Genomic DNA, 16,643 nt, shown 5'->3' on the forward strand with positions numbered 1-16,643 from the left:
TCCGATGTTCGCGCGTTTATTGTTGTTTTACTAGATTATCGAGATTTGGCTCTGTTCCAAACCATTTTTTATAAATTTCTGCGTATTTGCCGCTTTCTATCACTTTTTTCAACGCTTCGTCTACTTTCGCTTTCAAGTCGCTTCCTTTCGGGAACATCAGCCCGTAAAACTCAGACTCGAAATGTTCTGGATCGGCGATGGTTTTGATTTTTTTATCCGGATTGTTTTTCACATACTCGTTTGCCACCGCGTTGTCCGTAACGACCGCCTCGACGCCGCCGTTTAATAAGTCCATAATCGCCACAACCGTGTTTTCAAATTTTTTGATGTTTTTATTTTCTTTTCCAAGCAATTTTTCTACTGCTGCTTGCCCCGTGGTGCCGTTTTGGACGCCGACCGTTTTTCCTTTTAAGTCAAGCGCGTTTTTGATTGGGCTATTTTCTTTCACCATAATCATATGGGTGGATTCAAAGTAAGGAATGGAGAAATCATATGTTTGTTTCCGCTCATCATTGATCGTGATGCCGGAAATCGCCATATCTATTTCTTTGTTTTGTAAAGCTGCAAATAATGGATCCCAGCCGATATTTTTTAATTCATAGTCCATGCCTGCTTCTTTCATAATCGCATCTAACAGGTCAACGTCAAAACCGACGATTTTCCCTTTATCCATATACTCAAACGGTGCAAACGCAGCGTCTGTTCCGACGATAATTTTTTTCTTTGTTTCTTCTTTTCCCGAAGAGGAAGAAGAACTCGGTTCCGTTGATTTTCCGCATGCAGCCAACGCTGTAAGCAATGCAAGCACTACAGCGAGAATTGCTCCTTTTTTTATCATGATAACCATCCCCCTTGTGCAATTGTTTAATAGACGATTTCATACTATCAGTATTTTTACATTTATGCAATACTATTTATAAAAATAATTATTTGAATATTTTGGAGTATATATATTTTACAGAAAAACTCTTTACTATTATATTCTATTAGTTAAATTACAATTTATAATATTCTTGAAATAAATGAATATTCATTTTTGCAAAATAATGTAGAAGAAGTGGGTTGGTTTATTTTTATATTATAAATTAATTGAATATTCGTTTTGTTTTCGAAAAAACTATAGTTATGCTTATGTTTTAAACAATTGGAAAATTATAATTATTATTGTAAAAATAATATTCTTCCGTTATGATGATAGGGAAGGACAACAAAGGAAGGGGAGATTACTTTGGCCATCATTTCTGTTGCAGTTTATATGATTGGAATGTTGCTGATTGGGTATTGGGCGTATAAACGGACATCTAACCTTTCCGATTATATGCTGGGGGGAAGGACGTTAGGCCCTGCGGTCACGGCGCTGAGTGCAGGAGCTTCCGATATGAGCGGCTGGCTGTTGATGGGGCTGCCGGGAGCGATGTATGCGCAAGGATTAAGTGCATCATGGATTGTTATTGGGCTTACGCTCGGGGCATATGCGAACTGGTTATATGTTGCGCCTCGTTTGCGTGTATATACGGAAGTGGCAAACGATTCGATTACAATTCCAGAATTTTTGGAAAATAGATTTGGTGATACATCGAAGCTGCTTCGTTTAATTTCCGGCCTTGTTATTATGATTTTCTTTACCTTTTATGTATCTTCCGGCCTTGTATCTGGAGCCGTTTTATTTCAAAACTCGTTTGGCACGACGTATCACGCGGGGTTGTGGATCGTTGCCGGCGTTGTTGTGGCATACACGCTGTTCGGCGGATTCTTAGCGGTCAGCTGGACGGACTTTGTGCAAGGAACGATTATGTTTATTGCTCTTATTCTTGTCCCTGTCGTAACGCTTTTCCATACGGGCGGTGTCGGCGATACGGTTGTTACGATTAAAAATATTGACCCTAATTTGCTCGATTTATGGAAAGGGACCAGCTTCCTCGGGATTGTTTCGCTGTTTGCCTGGGGTCTCGGCTATTTCGGACAGCCGCACATTATCGTCCGCTTTATGGCGATTTCGTCGGTCAAGGAAATGAAGAGCGCCCGCCGCATCGGAATGGGGTGGATGATTTTCTCGGTTGTTGGCGCGATGTTAACAGGGTTATTTGGAATCGCTTACTTTTCCGAACACGGTCCGAAGCTTAGCGATCCGGAAACCGTTTTTATCAAGCTCGGGGAAATTTTATTCCATCCGCTGATCACGGGGTTCTTGCTGGCGGCGATTTTAGCGGCCATTATGAGCACGATTTCTTCGCAGCTGCTTGTGACATCCAGCTCACTGACGGAAGATTTATATAAAGTATTATTCCGCCGTTCTGCTTCCGATAAGGAGCTAGTATTGGTCGGCCGCCTGTCCGTATTGCTTGTCGCGCTGGTAGCTTCTGCGCTGGCGTACACGAAAAACGACACAATTTTAAACTTGGTCGGCTATGCGTGGGCAGGCTTCGGCGCTTCGTTCGGTCCAGTCATTTTATTAAGTCTGTTCTGGCGGCGCATGACGAAATGGGGGGCGCTGGCCGGCATGGTCGCAGGCGCTATGACCGTTATTCTCTGGACGCAATCAGCGTATTTGAAAAGCTTGCTTTATGAAATGATTCCAGGCTTCGCGGCGAGCTTGGCGGCGATTGTTATCGTCAGCTTGTTAACGAAGGAGCCGGAAGAAAAAATTGTTGAACAGTTTGACCATTTCAAAGCATCGTTATAAGAAAAAACCCGGACGCGTTGTCGTGTCCGGGTTTTTTTGTTAAATCGGCAGCAATTCTACTTCCGTTTTCGTTTGTAAGTTTTTTATCATGTCATGCCAGGCGTCTGATTTGTTTGGCAAAATCGCATAGTACGTCTGCAGAAAGCGGACGATGAGGTCGGCCGGCAGCGAGTCTCCCTTATGGTTATAGGACAGGAAGCAAAAATCAAGGGCGGATACTGCTTCCCCATCGTTTTTCCATGAAGGGTGGACGTACGGAAAGTTAAGCTTGCGGTAGCCGATATGGGACAGTACTTCGCGGCGGACGTAAGGGTCCATCGGCTTAATGCCGCCGAACGAATGGCCTTGCACGCGATAAGGATCGTAAATTTCCGCAAACATGCCCAATAGCTCGTTGCCGTGCTTAGCGGCCATGTCTAACAAATCTTTTTCGCGGTGTTCCATTAAAAAGCGGCCGATGCCAAGCCCTTCTTTGCCGATGATCGTAAAGTCCGTCATCGCGACGTTCATGTCCGGGTAGTAGCGGTATTCGGTCGCGCCGACGACATGGTCGTCTAGTACGGCGACACAGACGCGCAAATTCGGGTCTTGGAGCGGTTCTTTCCACAGCTCAAATTCGAGCACTTCTTCTTCTGGAAATACCGTTTGTAGCAACTCATACATTTTTGCAAAAAGCGGGTCGTCAATGCTTGTAATTCGTACGTATTTCATCGATTTCGCCCCTCTCCCTTATTTCCAGTCTGGATACAAGTCGGTGCGGCGGTCGCGCCATGTCGTCACTGACCCTTTTTCCCGCACTTTATACAATAGCGACAAGTCAAGGTCGGCGGTGACAATCATGTCATCGTTGATTTCCCCTTCGACTAAAATACCGCGCGGCGGGAACGGAATGTCGTTTGGCGTAATGACCGCGGCTTGGCCGAAGTTGGCGCGCATAAAGTCAACGGTTGGCAGCGAGCCGACCGTGCCTGTCGTGACGACATACACTTGGTTTTCCACAGCGCGCGCGTGGCAGCAATACCGGACGCGATGGAACCCATGGCGGTCGTCTGTGCACGATGGGCAGAAGATGACGTCCGCCCCTTTGGCGCGCACGATGCGCACGATTTCCGGAAATTCAATGTCATAGCACGTCAACAGCGCGATCGTTCCTTTTTCCGTTTCGAACACATTGACGCTTTCTCCCGGAGCAATGCCCCACTCTTTTACTTCCGTCGGGGTAATGTGCAGTTTTGCTTGCTGATGGATTTGTCCGTCCGGGGTGAATAAATGGGCGACATTGTACAATTTTCCGTCTTTGCGAATGACATGCGTGCCGCCGATAAGGTACATGCCGGTTTCTTTCGCCAGTGAAGTAAATAGTTCATAATACGGTTCTGTATAATTTGGCAAGTCATCGATCGTTGGCGTTTTGCCTGTATTAGATGGAATGGACAAAAGTTGTGTTGTCATAAATTCGGGGAACAAAACAAACTCGGCTTCAAACTCTTGCGCCGTTTTCACGTAATGGGTCACTTGATCGGCAAATTGCTGGAATGAGCTGATCGTATGCAAATGGTATTGTACAGCAGATACCCGCAATCGTATCACACATCCTTCTTTTTGTAATTATTTATCTTTTATCTTATCACGTTTATTTTCTTATATAAAGAAAAAAAGCAGGAGATGTTTCCTCCTGCTTTATTGTTGCTGATAGCGGCGGTACGCGGCATGGTTCGTTGGGCCGACGTATTGGTTGAGCGGGAACGAATGGCGGATGGCTGCGGTAATGAACGCTTTTGCCGTAGCAATCGCTTCCCTTACCGGTTTGCCTTTTGCCAGCTCAGCCGTGATGGCCGCCGAGAATGTGCAGCCGGCGCCGTGTGTATACGTTGTTTCAATGCGGTCGGACTCTAACAATTCAAACGTTTGGCCATCGTATAGCACATCGACCGCTTTTTCATGCGGAATTTTGCGCCCGCCTTTGACGATGACGTATTTGGCGCCAAGTTCATGAATTCGGCCTGCCGCTTCTTTCATATCTTCCACCGTTTCGATGCGGTGAAGTCCGCTTAATTGGGCTGCTTCAAACAAGTTTGGCGTGACCACCGTCGCTTTTGGCACGAGTACTTCGCGGTAGCAAACCGTGTTTTCCGGATGGAGCGGTTCGTCTGCTCCTTTGCACACCATCACGGGGTCAATGACGACGTTCGTTAATTGATGTTTTTCAATCGTTTTTGCGGCAAGTTCAATAATATCTGTCGTCGGCAGCATCCCCGTTTTCATCGCGTCGACTCCAACACCGACGATGATCGTTTCGAGCTGTGCTTCAATAGTTGCGAGATCGACTGGAAACACTTGATGAAACCAGTGGTTATGCGGATCCATCGCGACGATCGTCGTAATCGCGGTCATTCCGTATACGCCAAGCTCTTGAAACGTTTTTAAATCCGCCTGCAAACCGGCGCCACCGCTGCTGTCGGAACCGGCGATCGTCAGTGCTTTCGGCATTGCCATGATACATTCCTCCTTTGTATGTATCGATGTTTATGTATTACTTAATCATAGCACAAATCACTTCGATAAGATAGAGAAGTGATAGGGACAAAGCAAACGAAATATATAAAGAAACCGGCGCTGCGCCAAGCAGCACCGGTATGATCAATTAGTTTGCAGCTAGTTGTTTTCCTAACGCTTCTTCCACTGGAACATAGTTATAGCCAAGGTCGCGGGCGACCGCTTCATACGTAATTTCGCCATTGGCGACGTTGACGCCAAGTTTCAGTGCGTGGTTGTCGGCGATCGCTTGGTAAACGCCCTTATTGGCGATTTGCAGCGCGTACGGAAGCGTCACGTTCGTTAAGGCAAGCGTCGATGTTCTTGGTACTGCTCCCGGCATGTTGGCGACAGCGTAGTGGACGACGCCGTGTTTGACGTATGTTGGGTTGTCGTGCGTCGTGACGTGGTCGCTCGTTTCCACGATTCCGCCTTGGTCAATTGCGACATCGACGATGACAGATCCCGGTTTCATCGCTTTGACCATGTCTTCCGTGACGAGTTTTGGTGCTTTCGCGCCAGGGATTAATACAGCGCCGATAACGAGATCCGCCTCTGCAACTGCTTGGGCGATGTTCATTGGGTTAGACATTAACGTCGTAATTTGGTGGCCGAAAATGTCGTCTAATTCGCGGAGACGATCGGCGCTTAAATCAATGATCGTGACATCCGCGCCAAGCCCGACAGCGACTTTTGCTGCATTCGTTCCGACGACACCGCCGCCGATGATCGTCACTTTGCCGCGGCTTACTCCTGGGACACCACCGAGAAGAATGCCTTTTCCGCCATATGGTTTTTCTAAAAATTGTGCGCCGATTTGCGCTGCCATCCGCCCTGCGACTTCGCTCATCGGTGTAAGCAATGGAAGCGTGCGGCCGATTTGCACGGTTTCATAGGCGATGGCAATAACGCCTTTTTCTTTAAGGGCACGCGTCAATTCCGGTTCAGCGGCAAGGTGCAAGTAAGTGAATAAGATTAATCCCGGACGGAAGTAGCCGTATTCGCTTGGCAGCGGCTCTTTTACTTTCATCACCATATCCGCTTTCGCCCATACGTCTTGCGCTTGTTCAATAATTTGCGCTCCGGCGCTTGCGTAATCCTCATTAGTGAAACCGCTTCCAATTCCTGCATCTTTTTCAACCAGTACTGTATGTCCTGCTTGAACGAATGACATAACGCCTGCTGGTGTAATGGCGACACGGTTTTCGTTATTTTTTATTTCCTTTGGTACCCCGATAATCATCAGAAAAATTCCTCCTCTATAAATGACCTTAATTACAGTATAAATGGTTGTTTCCATTTTGGCTTTGTTAGGAAAAAAGAAAGAAGCGCCGTCCTTTTGTGGATTTCCACAAAGTTAATGGAGCGCTTCATATTTGGCTAATTTAATATCGATATATAATTTCACTTTTTGATTCATATCATGCAAGTCGATTTCAGCGATCTCGGCGATGCGTTTCAGCCGGTAGGAGAGGGTATTCGGATGAATGTTCAGCGCTTTTGCCGTTTCATTGACATTGCTGTCGTGGTCAAAAAAGACTTCAAACGTTTTCACTAAATCGCTATGATGTTTTTGATCATAAGCCTGCAATTTTGTTAAAGCCGGGTTTATTAGCTCTCCGTGCCGCTTTTTTTCCAACAATAAATCAAAAAATTGATAAATGCCAAGTTGTTGATATCCATAAATAGAGCGAATTTGTTCCGGAAACTTTTCTTTCATTTTCAGCACGGTCAACGCTTCTCTATAGCTTTTTTCAATCAATGTGTATGTTTCGTAAATGCCGCCGAAGCCGCTTTGGACGCTGTTGATATGAAAGCGCTCTTTCATTTTGAGCGTGAACGATTCGATAAACGTGTGCAATTCTTTTAACGGCTGATTCATTGATTTTGGGGCGGCTAGCAAGATGACATCATTGCGGTCGGTTGTATAGAGAAGAAGCTGAATTTGCTGGGTCGTTTGCAGCAAGTAAGAAATTTGCTTTTCAATCTCCCGTGTCATTTCGGTGGCAAAGCGGAAAACGATCACGGAAAATAACGGAGCGGCCGGAATTTGCATTGTCGCAAAGCTTTCTTTAATTTCTTCCTCTGTCGCCATATGTCCGGTTAACAGCTTCCAGAACAATTCTTGTACCCGCTCTTCTTTTTTATTTTTGCGCATATACAGCTGCAACACTTTATTTTTCGCTGCCTTGGCCGCTTTTTTTAACAACTCCATATCTTCTTGCGATAACGTGCGGTCGGTTTCGAGCGCCCAAATAAAGCCGATCACTTCATCGTTTTTCCAAATCGAGACGGCGACACGGCTGCCAAGGCCGACTTCGGAAATGGCAGAGACGCGGACAGGCTCGCGGCTGCTTAGCAGCGCTGGAATCGCTCCTTGTTTCCATAAACTATTAATCACCTTTTCCGGCACGCGCCGGCTGATAATCGTCGCCGTCCGCGCCGGGTCGGTATAGTCGTCATGGGCGCTGTAGGCGATGAGCCGATGGTTCGCGTCTTCAATCGTAATCGGGCATTGCAAAAGGTCGCTAATATGGTCGGCAAACTCTTCAAGGCTGTCAAAGTTGCCGCGAAAAGGGTCATCGTAATGAGACATATCGTTTCCCTCGTTTCCTCCATACGAAATAGTGTATTTCTATTCTATCACGAAACGGTTTTTTCGATGATAAATATTGCGTTATATAGAAATTGACGCACCATATATCGAATAACAAAATAGGAGGAAAAATGTTTTCAATACATGAAGTAACGGAGGAGATTTGCCGTCGCTTAAAGTGACTAGCATAGCGTATGGCCATGAAAGAGTAGCGTTATTCTTTGACAAGCGCGCCGCTTCTAGCTACTCTGAATATGAAAAAGCCAGTACGCGGTGATGGTAACTGTGCATGCAAAAACTCAGACGAGCACTGCCGTGGCGCTCCCCATCTTTTATAAAGAGTGGAAGAGCAAGAATAAGAAAGGGATGAACACGATGTTTAAAAAATGGTTTGGCAAAAAAGAAAAACCGACACATGAAGACGTTGTTGCTCCATTGACAGGAACAATAAAACCGCTGGAAGAAGTTCCCGATCCTGTTTTTGCGCAAAAAATGATGGGCGATGGTATCGCGATTGAGCCGAGAGACGGGGAAGTTGTGGCTCCGGTGGACGGCGAAGTCGTGCAAGTATTCCCGACAAAGCACGCCGTCGGATTGCGTTCCGAAGCGGGCGTCGAGCTGTTGATTCATGTCGGGTTAGAAACGGTTTCCATGAACGGCGAAGGCTTTACGGCGCATGTCAAGGCGGGGGACCGTGTGAAAAAAGGCCAGCGCTTATTAACGGTCGATTTCGGGCTTGTCCAACAAAAAGCGAAAAGCACGATCACCCCGATCATTGTGACGAACGGCGATGCAGTGGCAAGTTTAGAAAAATCATCGGAAACAACGGCGGTAAAAGGGGAAACGGTTCTTTTCCGTATAGAGACGAAAGCATAATACCATGCTGATCGGGGGATGGCATGATGGCATTAAGAATCCACAAAATTTTAAATAACAATGCGGTCGTCGTGTTGGATGACGGAAAAGAAAAAATTGTTATGGGTGCGGGCATCGCGTTTCAAAAGCGAAAAAATGACATTATCCCCCCGGCAAAAATTGAGAAAATTTTTGTTATGGAAGAGGAGAACGAAAAGTTTCAACAATTATTGCGGACATTGCCGGAAGAGTATATCGAGATTGCGGAAGAGATCATCAGTTATGCAGAAGGAAAGCTGCAAGCGCCATTAAACAATCATATTCATATCGCGTTAACCGATCACTTGTCATTTGCTATTGAACGGCTCAAGCAGGGGTATCGCATCCAAAATAAATTGCTTAATGAAATTAAAGTGCTATACAAAACGGAGTATGAAATTGGGTTATGGGCCAAACAATTGATTCAAGAACGGCTCGGCATTGAAATTCCAGACGATGAAGCGGCGCATATCGCCCTTCATATCCATACGGCGAAAATGGATGCCGCCAGCATGAACAAAACGCTGCGGCAAACGACGCTCATTCGTGAAATGATTGACATTATACAGGCAGAGTTAGACATTCCCATTGACGAAGATAGTATTTCCTACCAGCGGCTGCTTACGCATTTGCGGTTTGCGATCAATCGTATAGAAAACGGAGAGCTTCTGCACTCGATGGATGAAGAGATGCTGGCGCTCATTCAAACAAAGTATGGGAAAGAATTCGCCTGCGCGCAGAAGATGGCGGAGCACGCAAAAGGCGAATATGGCCTAGAGTTTCCAGACGCGGAGCTGGCTTATATTGCCCTTCACATTCAACGTTTACGAAAGCGTTGACAAACTGGGAGAAACGAATTACAATGCAGATAAGAAAACAATATTGCGGGATTGTTACTGCACAGGCAGGCAAGACCTAAAACGTATGAAGGGAATGGCAGATTGTTTCTGTCATATGCTGCCCTTTGTATGTTTTAGGTCTTTTTGTTTTTCTTCAAAAATAAAAAAGAGAGGGGTTCGCAAATGAATTACGAACGCGTCGCAAAACAACTCATTCCGTTATTAGGCGGGAAGGAGAACATCATCAGCGCCGTCCATTGTGCAACAAGGCTTCGCTTAGTGTTAAAAGATGACACGAAAGCGGATACAAAAGCGATTGAGAACATCGAGGGAGTGAAAGGAGCGTTTTCTAGTTCCGGGCAATATCAAATTATTTTTGGTACCGGCGTTGTCAATAAAGTATACGACTCGTTTGTACAAGAAGCAGGATTGCAACATGTAAGCGCGGATGTTCATCAAGAAGCGGTCAAGCAAAAAATGAATCCATTAGCCCGTTTGGCGAAAACGTTATCAAACATTTTCGTTCCGATTATTCCGGCGATTGTCGCCAGCGGTTTACTCATGGGGCTTTTAGGAATGATGAAAGCGTTCAAATGGGTTGCGCCTGACAGCCCATTGTATGTGTTGCTTGATATGTTTTCCAGTGCAGCTTTTATCATTTTGCCGATTTTAATTGGCTTTAGTGCCGCAAAAGAGTTTGGCGGCACCCCGTTTTTAGGGGCGGTCATCGGTGGGATTATGACCCATCCGGCGCTGTTGAACCCATGGGGATTAGCGGAAGCAAAACCAAACTATATGCATTTTCTCGGTTTTGATATTGCCATGGTTGGCTATCAAGGGACAGTCGTTCCGATTTTGCTTGCTACTTATGTCATGTGTAAAATCGAGCGCGGGTTGAGGAATGTCGTACCTCACACGGTCAGCTTGCTTGTCGTTCCATTTGTGACGGTCATTTCCACCGGATTTATTACCATTTTAGCCATCGGTCCGTTAGGCAACTTGCTTGGTGATGGAATTACGACGGTGCTCAACTTTATTTACCATTACGGCGGGGCGCTGGCGGGGCTGATTTTTGGCGGCTTGTATTCGATGATTGTCATTACCGGCGTGCATCATAGCTTCCATGCGATCGAAGCTAATTTATTGGCGAAACTTGGCGTCAACTATTTATTGCCGATTTGGTCGATGGCCAACGTCGCACAGGGCGGGGCCGGACTGGCCGTATTTGTGAAAGCGAAGCTCGTAAAAACAAAAGAGGTGGCTCTTCCATCCGCATTGTCAGCCTTCCTCGGAATTACTGAGCCGGTGATTTTCGGGGTGAACTTAAAGTACCGCAAGCCGTTTATTGCTGCGGCCATTGGAGGCGCGCTCGGAGGGGCATATGTCGTATTCACAAACGTCGTTGCGAACGCCTACGGGTTAACGGGCATTCCGATGATTGCGATCGTGGCGCCAGAAGGAATGCAAAACCTCATCAACTATTTAATTGGATTTGCGATTGCGGTCGGATCGGCGTTTATTGCCACGTTATTGCTTGGATTTCGCGAGGAAGAATAAACAAGGCGCCGGATAATAGGTAGCGTCAAAAGTTCTATGAAAACTCCACATCCGCCGTCCCATTGAGCATCGTAAGGTATCCTTGGAGCCGAATTCGCCCTTGACCAACACCCGCCAAAGATGCGAAAGGGGCGTCAAGGGCGACGGGGACAAAAAAGACGAGGGGGGAGCGAATATGAAGTCAGAAACAGAACGGGAGAAGATCGAACAGGCGTATAGGGAAATCGAAAAATATCGCGATAAAGTAGAAAAAGATTACTATCGTCTTCAGTATCATTTAATGCCCCCGGTCGGGCTGATGAACGACCCGAACGGATTGATTCATTGGAATGGAGTATATCATGTGTTTTATCAATGGATGCCATTTCATACTGGGCATGGCGCAAAATTTTGGGGGCATTATACATCGTGTGACCTCATTCATTGGAAACAAGAGAAAATCGCACTGGCTCCAAGCGAATGGTATGACAAAGATGGGTGCTACTCCGGCAGCGCCATTGACCATGATGGTGTTTTAACGTTGTTTTACACGGGAAATGTGAAGGATGAACATGGCAACCGCCAGACGTACCAATGTATGGCTATGTCAAAAAACGGCATTGATTTTGAGAAAAAAGGGATTGTTGTGACGCTTCCGGACGGCTATACGGCGCATTTCCGCGACCCGAAAGTTTGGAAAAAAGGCGATAAGTGGTATATGATTGTCGGCGCGCAAAGCGAAAGCCTCGATGGCAAAGCGGTGTTATTCCGTTCGCAAAACCTCCGTGACTGGGAACATCTCGGGCCTATAACAGGCGGAAATTCGCGGCAGCTAGGGAAGTTCGGCTACATGTGGGAATGCCCAGACCTGTTTGAATTAGATGGGCAAGAAGTGCTGATTGTCTGCCCTCAAGGGCTGGAAGCGGAAGCCATGCGCTATCAAAACGTGCATCAGTCCGGTTATTTTGTCGGCCGTCTTGATTACGAAACGGCCCAATTTCTTCACGGGCCGTTTGCCGAATTAGACCGCGGCTTTGAATTTTACGCTCCACAGACGATGCTGGATGCAAAAGGACGGCGCATTTTAATCGCTTGGATGGGAGTTCCTGATCAGGATGAAGATAAGCATCCAACCATTACACATCGCTGGGTTCATGCGCTAACATTGCCGCGTGAGTTGAAACTGAAAGATGGCAAGTTATATCAAACACCGGTTGAAGAGCTGCAAATGTTGCGCAAGGATAAAATTGCATATTCGAATGTCACGATCGCGAACGAAGAAATGATATTAGAAGGAATCAGCGGGGATGTTATCGAGCTTAATCTAGAGAATATTCGTCTATCAGGGGGCATAATGGAAATTGCTATTCGCAATACGGCACGTATTATTTATCATAGCGATGAACGCGTGTTGACATTGGAGCGCAAAAGTTTCGCCAACGGGCTGACGGAAAAAAGACAATGCCGTTTGGAACGTTTGCACTCGCTGCATATGTTTTTAGACACGTCCTCGATGGAGGTATTTGTGAATAAAGGGGAAGAAGTATTTACCGCACGGTTTTTCCCGTATAAACATAATCAAACGATTTCATTTGCCGCAAATGGACACCTTGTTTTCGACATCCAAAAATGGAGTTTGTAGCGCCGCAATGACGATAGGTTGCGGCGTTATTTTTTTGCTAGAATAAAAGGGATGACGATAGCAAATGGGGGATCGGTATGAAATGGCAAACAACCGAGCAGTTGAAACAACTGCTTTGTCGCTTAGTCCAATATCCAAGCATCAGCGGGACAGAAGCGGAAGTGCGGCTGGCGCAATATATAGCGGACCAGCTGCTCACCCTTGATTATTTCCGGGGAAATAATGGGCTTGTCCAATTGCACCCGACCGGGGACGGACGCTATTTTGTGACAGCGCTTGTCAAAAAAGCGGAACAAGTGCGCGACACCATCATTCTTCTCAGCCATTTTGATGTTGTCGATGTGCAAGATTACGGGGCATGGAAGGATGCCGCCTTTTCGCCAGAGGAGCTGACGAAGCGGTTTTACGCTCAGCAGCCGCCGCTTCCTGCGGACGTGCAGGCGGACATCGCAGAAGGAGAATGGCTGTTTGGCCGCGGCGTAATGGATATGAAATGCGGGCTGGCTTTACATATGGCGCTGATCGAACAGGCATGCCACGGCAAGTTTAACGGCAATTTATTGCTGCTAACGGTGCCGGATGAAGAGGTGAACTCGGCCGGAATGCGCGCGGCGGTGCCAGTGCTTATAGAGATGGCAGAAAAATATGGCCTGACGTATCGGCTTGTTCTGAATTCGGAGCCAATGTTTACGCGCTACCCAGGCGACAAAACGAATTACATTTATACGGGTTCGATCGGCAAAGTGCTTCCAGGTTTTTATTGTTACGGGAAAGAAACCCATGTCGGCGAGCCGCTTGCCGGGTTGAACGCGAATTTTATGGTAGCGCAAATCGCAGCGGAGCTGGAGTTAAACACCGATTTTTGTGAAGTGGTGGATAGAGAAGTAAGCCCGCCGCCGACGAATTTGTGGCAAACGGATTTAAAGGAGGATTATTCCGTCCAAATACCGCATCGCGCCGTGACGTTATTTAATTTATTTTTGCAGCGAAAATCGCTCGATGATGTGACGAGCGCGCTCGTGGAAGTGGCGAAGCGCGCGGCAAGACGAATGGAAGACCTGTACCAAGTTCAGGCATCCCGCTTTGCCAAGCTGGAACAATCGACGCCAAAATCGCTTTCTGTCCATGTATGGACGTTTGCCGAGCTAAGAAAAAAAGCGGTAGAGATGTTTGGAACGACAAAAGTGGAGGAGCTGGAAGCCAACATTTTAGCGAAGAATACGAACAAAGACGAACGCGAGAAGACGATCGCGCTCGTCGATCAGCTGGCGATGCTTTGCAAAGATTTCGCGCCGATGATCGTCCTGTTTTACGCGCCGCCATATTATCCTGCCGTCAATTCCAGCGCCGATCCGCTCATTGGGCAGCTTGTTGCCAAGCTAAAAACGTATGCGCAAGAAACACATGGAGTTTCGCTCGTGCAGCAGCATTATTTCGGCGGTATTTCCGACTTAAGCTACGTCGGTTTGCAGCAGTCGCCCGCTTCTTTGCGAGCGCTTACCGACAATATGCCGCTTTGGAACCGCGGCTATGATTTGCCGCTTGACGCGTTGGCAAAATTCCAAGTTCCGGTGCTCAACGTCGGTCCGGTCGGACGCGACGCTCACCAATGGACAGAACGCCTCAATGTTCCGTTTGCGTTTACGACGGTGAAAGCGTGGTTGGAGTATACGATTAATGAAGTATTCGCAAGATAGAGCTGAGGGATAAGTCAATGGCTTATCCTCTTTTTATTATATCTTTACTTAAGATTATATCGTATATTAAGATATATTTAAGGGAGGAGGGATAGAGATGCAGATTGACGACATGATCGAAACGATTAACGAGCAATGGACCGATATTTATTACTTATTACACTATGTCCATGAAGATAATATTACACACCAAGCGATCCGTTTGTTGCAGTACATTGAAAAAAATGAAGAAGCAACGATTGGCGATTTAGCAAAGCATTTAGCGGTCTCTCATAATACGGCTTCGGAGCATATAAAAAGATTGATCAAAAAAGGATTGGTTGATAAAAAGAGAAGCCATTTGGATGAGAGAAGAGTGATTGTGGAGTTAACGGAAGAAGGAAAGCGTGTATTATACCGTCATACCCGGTTGGATGCAGAAAAGTTAAGAAAAATTTTGATGCAAATGGATGAATCGGATGTACAAACGATACAAAAAGCATTTGCCATTCTTTGTGAGGGAGCAAAAAAATGTTTGCCTTAGTGAAGGTAATCGTTTCTGCCGTTTTGATCAGTGTGATCACAGAAGTAGCAAAAATATATCCGAAGTTCGGGGGAATGATCGCGGCATTGCCGCTAGTCAGTTTATTAAGTTTATGTTGGCTCTACGTTCAAGGGGAGACAACGCCATATTTATGCAAATTTCTGTTTGGAGTATTATGGGGATTTCCGGCAACTGCTTTTTTACTGATAGTCACAGCCTTATGTTTAAGAGCCTCTTTTCCCCTTATCACGTCTATTGCCCTTGGCATCGGTACCTGGGGAATTTTTTTGCTCATGCAGAACATCATATCCAAACATCTATGAATGAAAAGCTGCCCATATTTCCATGATAAAACCGACACAATCTTTATTGAATAAACAGCCAAAACTCCCTATAATGAGGTAAGAAAGTGTCTTTACACTTGTAATAATGGGAGGGTTGACATGGATCAAAAGGCAATTTCGCAGCGGAAGCTGTTAGGAGTAGCCGGGCTTGGCTGGCTGTTTGACGCCATGGATGTCGGCATGTTGTCGTTTATTATGGCGGCGTTGCAAAAAGATTGGGGTTTGACGGTGGAACAAATGGGCTGGATTGGCAGCGTCAACTCGATCGGGATGGCGGTCGGCGCTCTTTTATTTGGCTTGTTGGCGGATCGGATCGGCAGAAAAAATGTATTCATTTTGACGCTTTTATTGTTTTCTGTCGGCAGCGGGCTATCTGCTTTGACGACGACATTGGCGGCATTTTTAGTGCTGCGTTTTCTCATCGGCATGGGCTTGGGTGGCGAATTGCCGGTCGCCTCGACCCTTGTCGCGGAAAGTGTCCCGGCGAAAGACAGGGGCCGGGTCGTTGTCCTGCTCGAAAGCTTTTGGGCGGGAGGCTGGCTCGTCTCGGCTTTAATTTCGTACTTTGTTATTCCGAAATACGGATGGCAAACGGCGCTGCTGATTGCGGCTGTCCCGGCGCTGTACGCTCTCTATTTGCGCTGGAGCTTGCCAGACTCGCCGCGGTTTGCGAGCGTGCGGAAAGAAGAAACGGTATGGAACAATATCGTGAAAGTTTGGTCGTCTCCTTATCGTAAAGAAACGATCATGCTGTGGGTGCTTTGGTTTTGCGTCGTCTTCTCGTATTACGGCATGTTTTTATGGTTGCCAAGTGTGATCGTGATGAAAGGGTTCAGTCTCATTAAAAGTTTCGAATATGTCTTGATTATGACGTTGGCGCAGTTGCCGGGCTACTTCAGCGCCGCATGGCTCATTGAACGGGCGGGGCGGAAATTTGTGCTCGTCACGTACTTAATCGGTACCGCCGTCAGCGCGTACTTCTTTGGAAACGCCGATTCCCTTGCGCAGCTGATGACTTCGGGCATTTTGCTTTCCTTTTTCAACCTTGGCGCTTGGGGGGCGTTATACGCCTACACGCCGGAGCAGTATCCGACGTCGATTCGCGGTACAGGAGCGGGGATGGCCGCGTCATTTGGCCGTCTCGGCGGCATTTTAGGTCCGCTTTTTGTCGGCTATCTTGTCGCCCAGCATACCGCCATCACCACCATTTTCTTCATTTTCTGTATCTCGGTGTTTGTCGGCGTGATTGCTGTCTGGGTACTAGGCAAAGAAACGAAACAGCAAGAACTGGCATAGCGGTTGACAAAAAAGGGAAGGGGCTATACCTTAAGGGTAATTGCTCCTTCTTTTTTAC

At 46.7% G+C, this 16,643-nt stretch carries 15 protein-coding genes; 9 read left to right on the plus strand and 6 right to left on the minus strand.

Going from position 1 to position 16,643, the window contains the following annotated elements:
• Positions 1-16: 16 nt before the first annotated feature.
• Positions 17-838 (minus strand): basic amino acid ABC transporter substrate-binding protein, encoded by an 822-nt coding sequence (locus AC1WMD_RS12365; protein ID WP_494257439.1) that lies wholly within the window; start codon positions 836-838, stop codon positions 17-19.
• 390 nt (positions 839-1,228) lie between these two features.
• Between AC1WMD_RS12365 and putP the strand changes: the two genes are divergently transcribed.
• Complete coding sequence (gene putP, locus AC1WMD_RS12370) at positions 1,229-2,683, plus strand: sodium/proline symporter PutP (protein ID WP_043906333.1); 1,455 nt, start codon at positions 1,229-1,231, stop codon at positions 2,681-2,683.
• A 39-nt stretch (positions 2,684-2,722) separates the two neighbouring features.
• Here putP and AC1WMD_RS12375 read toward each other — a convergent pair whose 3' ends face one another.
• From AC1WMD_RS12375 to AC1WMD_RS12395, 5 genes are all read right to left on the minus strand, one after another.
• Positions 2,723-3,394, minus strand: coding sequence for a GNAT family protein (locus tag AC1WMD_RS12375; RefSeq protein ID WP_494257440.1), 672 nt, complete (start codon positions 3,392-3,394; stop codon positions 2,723-2,725).
• Positions 3,395-3,412: 18 nt separating this feature from the next.
• Positions 3,413-4,264: a carbon-nitrogen hydrolase family protein gene (locus AC1WMD_RS12380; RefSeq protein WP_494257537.1), complete on the minus strand. Its 852-nt coding sequence runs from the start codon at positions 4,262-4,264 to the stop codon at positions 3,413-3,415.
• Positions 4,265-4,363: 99 nt separating this feature from the next.
• Positions 4,364-5,179, minus strand: coding sequence for a pyridoxine/pyridoxal/pyridoxamine kinase (gene pdxK, locus AC1WMD_RS12385; RefSeq protein WP_494257442.1), 816 nt, complete (start codon positions 5,177-5,179; stop codon positions 4,364-4,366).
• A 148-nt stretch (positions 5,180-5,327) separates the two neighbouring features.
• Positions 5,328-6,461, minus strand: coding sequence for an alanine dehydrogenase (gene ald / locus AC1WMD_RS12390; protein WP_494257443.1), 1,134 nt, complete (start codon positions 6,459-6,461; stop codon positions 5,328-5,330).
• Positions 6,462-6,575: 114 nt separating this feature from the next.
• A complete protein-coding gene (locus tag AC1WMD_RS12395; RefSeq protein WP_494257444.1) occupies positions 6,576-7,814 on the minus strand; it encodes a PucR family transcriptional regulator in 1,239 nt (412 codons plus the stop codon).
• A 375-nt stretch (positions 7,815-8,189) separates the two neighbouring features.
• On the opposite strand from AC1WMD_RS12395, the gene AC1WMD_RS12400 reads away from it, so the two are divergent.
• From AC1WMD_RS12400 to niaP, 8 genes are all read left to right on the plus strand, one after another.
• The gene (locus tag AC1WMD_RS12400; protein WP_043906327.1) at positions 8,190-8,690 is read left to right on the plus strand and encodes a PTS sugar transporter subunit IIA; all 501 of its coding nucleotides are present in this window, start codon (positions 8,190-8,192) and stop codon (positions 8,688-8,690) included.
• A 26-nt stretch (positions 8,691-8,716) separates the two neighbouring features.
• Positions 8,717-9,547 (plus strand): PRD domain-containing protein, encoded by an 831-nt coding sequence (locus AC1WMD_RS12405; RefSeq protein ID WP_043906326.1) that lies wholly within the window; start codon positions 8,717-8,719, stop codon positions 9,545-9,547.
• 183 nt (positions 9,548-9,730) lie between these two features.
• Entirely contained in the window at positions 9,731-11,104 is a 1,374-nt protein-coding gene (locus AC1WMD_RS12410) for a sucrose-specific PTS transporter subunit IIBC (protein WP_043906325.1), read from the plus strand.
• Positions 11,105-11,279: 175 nt separating this feature from the next.
• On the plus strand, positions 11,280-12,725 hold the full coding sequence (locus AC1WMD_RS12415) for a sucrose-6-phosphate hydrolase (protein ID WP_043906324.1): 1,446 nt from the start codon (positions 11,280-11,282) through the stop codon (positions 12,723-12,725).
• Between the two features lie 77 nt (positions 12,726-12,802).
• Positions 12,803-14,422: a M20/M25/M40 family metallo-hydrolase gene (locus AC1WMD_RS12420; RefSeq protein WP_494257445.1), complete on the plus strand. Its 1,620-nt coding sequence runs from the start codon at positions 12,803-12,805 to the stop codon at positions 14,420-14,422.
• Between the two features lie 97 nt (positions 14,423-14,519).
• Entirely contained in the window at positions 14,520-14,945 is a 426-nt protein-coding gene (locus AC1WMD_RS12425) for a MarR family winged helix-turn-helix transcriptional regulator (protein ID WP_494257446.1), read from the plus strand.
• Positions 14,933-15,268: a DUF3147 family protein gene (locus AC1WMD_RS12430; RefSeq protein ID WP_494257447.1), complete on the plus strand. Its 336-nt coding sequence runs from the start codon at positions 14,933-14,935 to the stop codon at positions 15,266-15,268. The genes AC1WMD_RS12425 and AC1WMD_RS12430 overlap by 13 nt, the downstream gene beginning before the upstream one ends.
• Before the next feature lie 120 nt (positions 15,269-15,388).
• On the plus strand, positions 15,389-16,585 hold the full coding sequence (gene niaP / locus AC1WMD_RS12435) for a niacin permease NiaP (protein ID WP_494257449.1): 1,197 nt from the start codon (positions 15,389-15,391) through the stop codon (positions 16,583-16,585).
• Positions 16,586-16,643 lie beyond the last annotated feature (58 nt).

The organism is Parageobacillus sp. NEAU-HV-2 (assembly GCF_059115485.1).

Coding starts and splice junctions, on each gene's coding strand:
- AC1WMD_RS12420 (WP_494257445.1), top strand. CDS start 12,803: ATGAAATGGCAAACAACCGAGCAGTTGAAACAACTGCTTTGTCGCTTA.
- AC1WMD_RS12395 (WP_494257444.1), bottom strand. CDS start 7,814: ATGTCTCATTACGATGACCCTTTTCGCGGCAACTTTGACAGCCTTGAA.
- AC1WMD_RS12410 (WP_043906325.1), top strand. CDS start 9,731: ATGAATTACGAACGCGTCGCAAAACAACTCATTCCGTTATTAGGCGGG.
- ald (WP_494257443.1), bottom strand. CDS start 6,461: ATGATTATCGGGGTACCAAAGGAAATAAAAAATAACGAAAACCGTGTC.
- AC1WMD_RS12425 (WP_494257446.1), top strand. CDS start 14,520: ATGCAGATTGACGACATGATCGAAACGATTAACGAGCAATGGACCGAT.
- AC1WMD_RS12400 (WP_043906327.1), top strand. CDS start 8,190: ATGTTTAAAAAATGGTTTGGCAAAAAAGAAAAACCGACACATGAAGAC.
- AC1WMD_RS12375 (WP_494257440.1), bottom strand. CDS start 3,394: ATGAAATACGTACGAATTACAAGCATTGACGACCCGCTTTTTGCAAAA.
- niaP (WP_494257449.1), top strand. CDS start 15,389: ATGGATCAAAAGGCAATTTCGCAGCGGAAGCTGTTAGGAGTAGCCGGG.
- AC1WMD_RS12415 (WP_043906324.1), top strand. CDS start 11,280: ATGAAGTCAGAAACAGAACGGGAGAAGATCGAACAGGCGTATAGGGAA.
- AC1WMD_RS12430 (WP_494257447.1), top strand. CDS start 14,933: ATGTTTGCCTTAGTGAAGGTAATCGTTTCTGCCGTTTTGATCAGTGTG.
- AC1WMD_RS12365 (WP_494257439.1), bottom strand. CDS start 838: ATGATAAAAAAAGGAGCAATTCTCGCTGTAGTGCTTGCATTGCTTACA.
- AC1WMD_RS12405 (WP_043906326.1), top strand. CDS start 8,717: ATGGCATTAAGAATCCACAAAATTTTAAATAACAATGCGGTCGTCGTG.
- pdxK (WP_494257442.1), bottom strand. CDS start 5,179: ATGGCAATGCCGAAAGCACTGACGATCGCCGGTTCCGACAGCAGCGGT.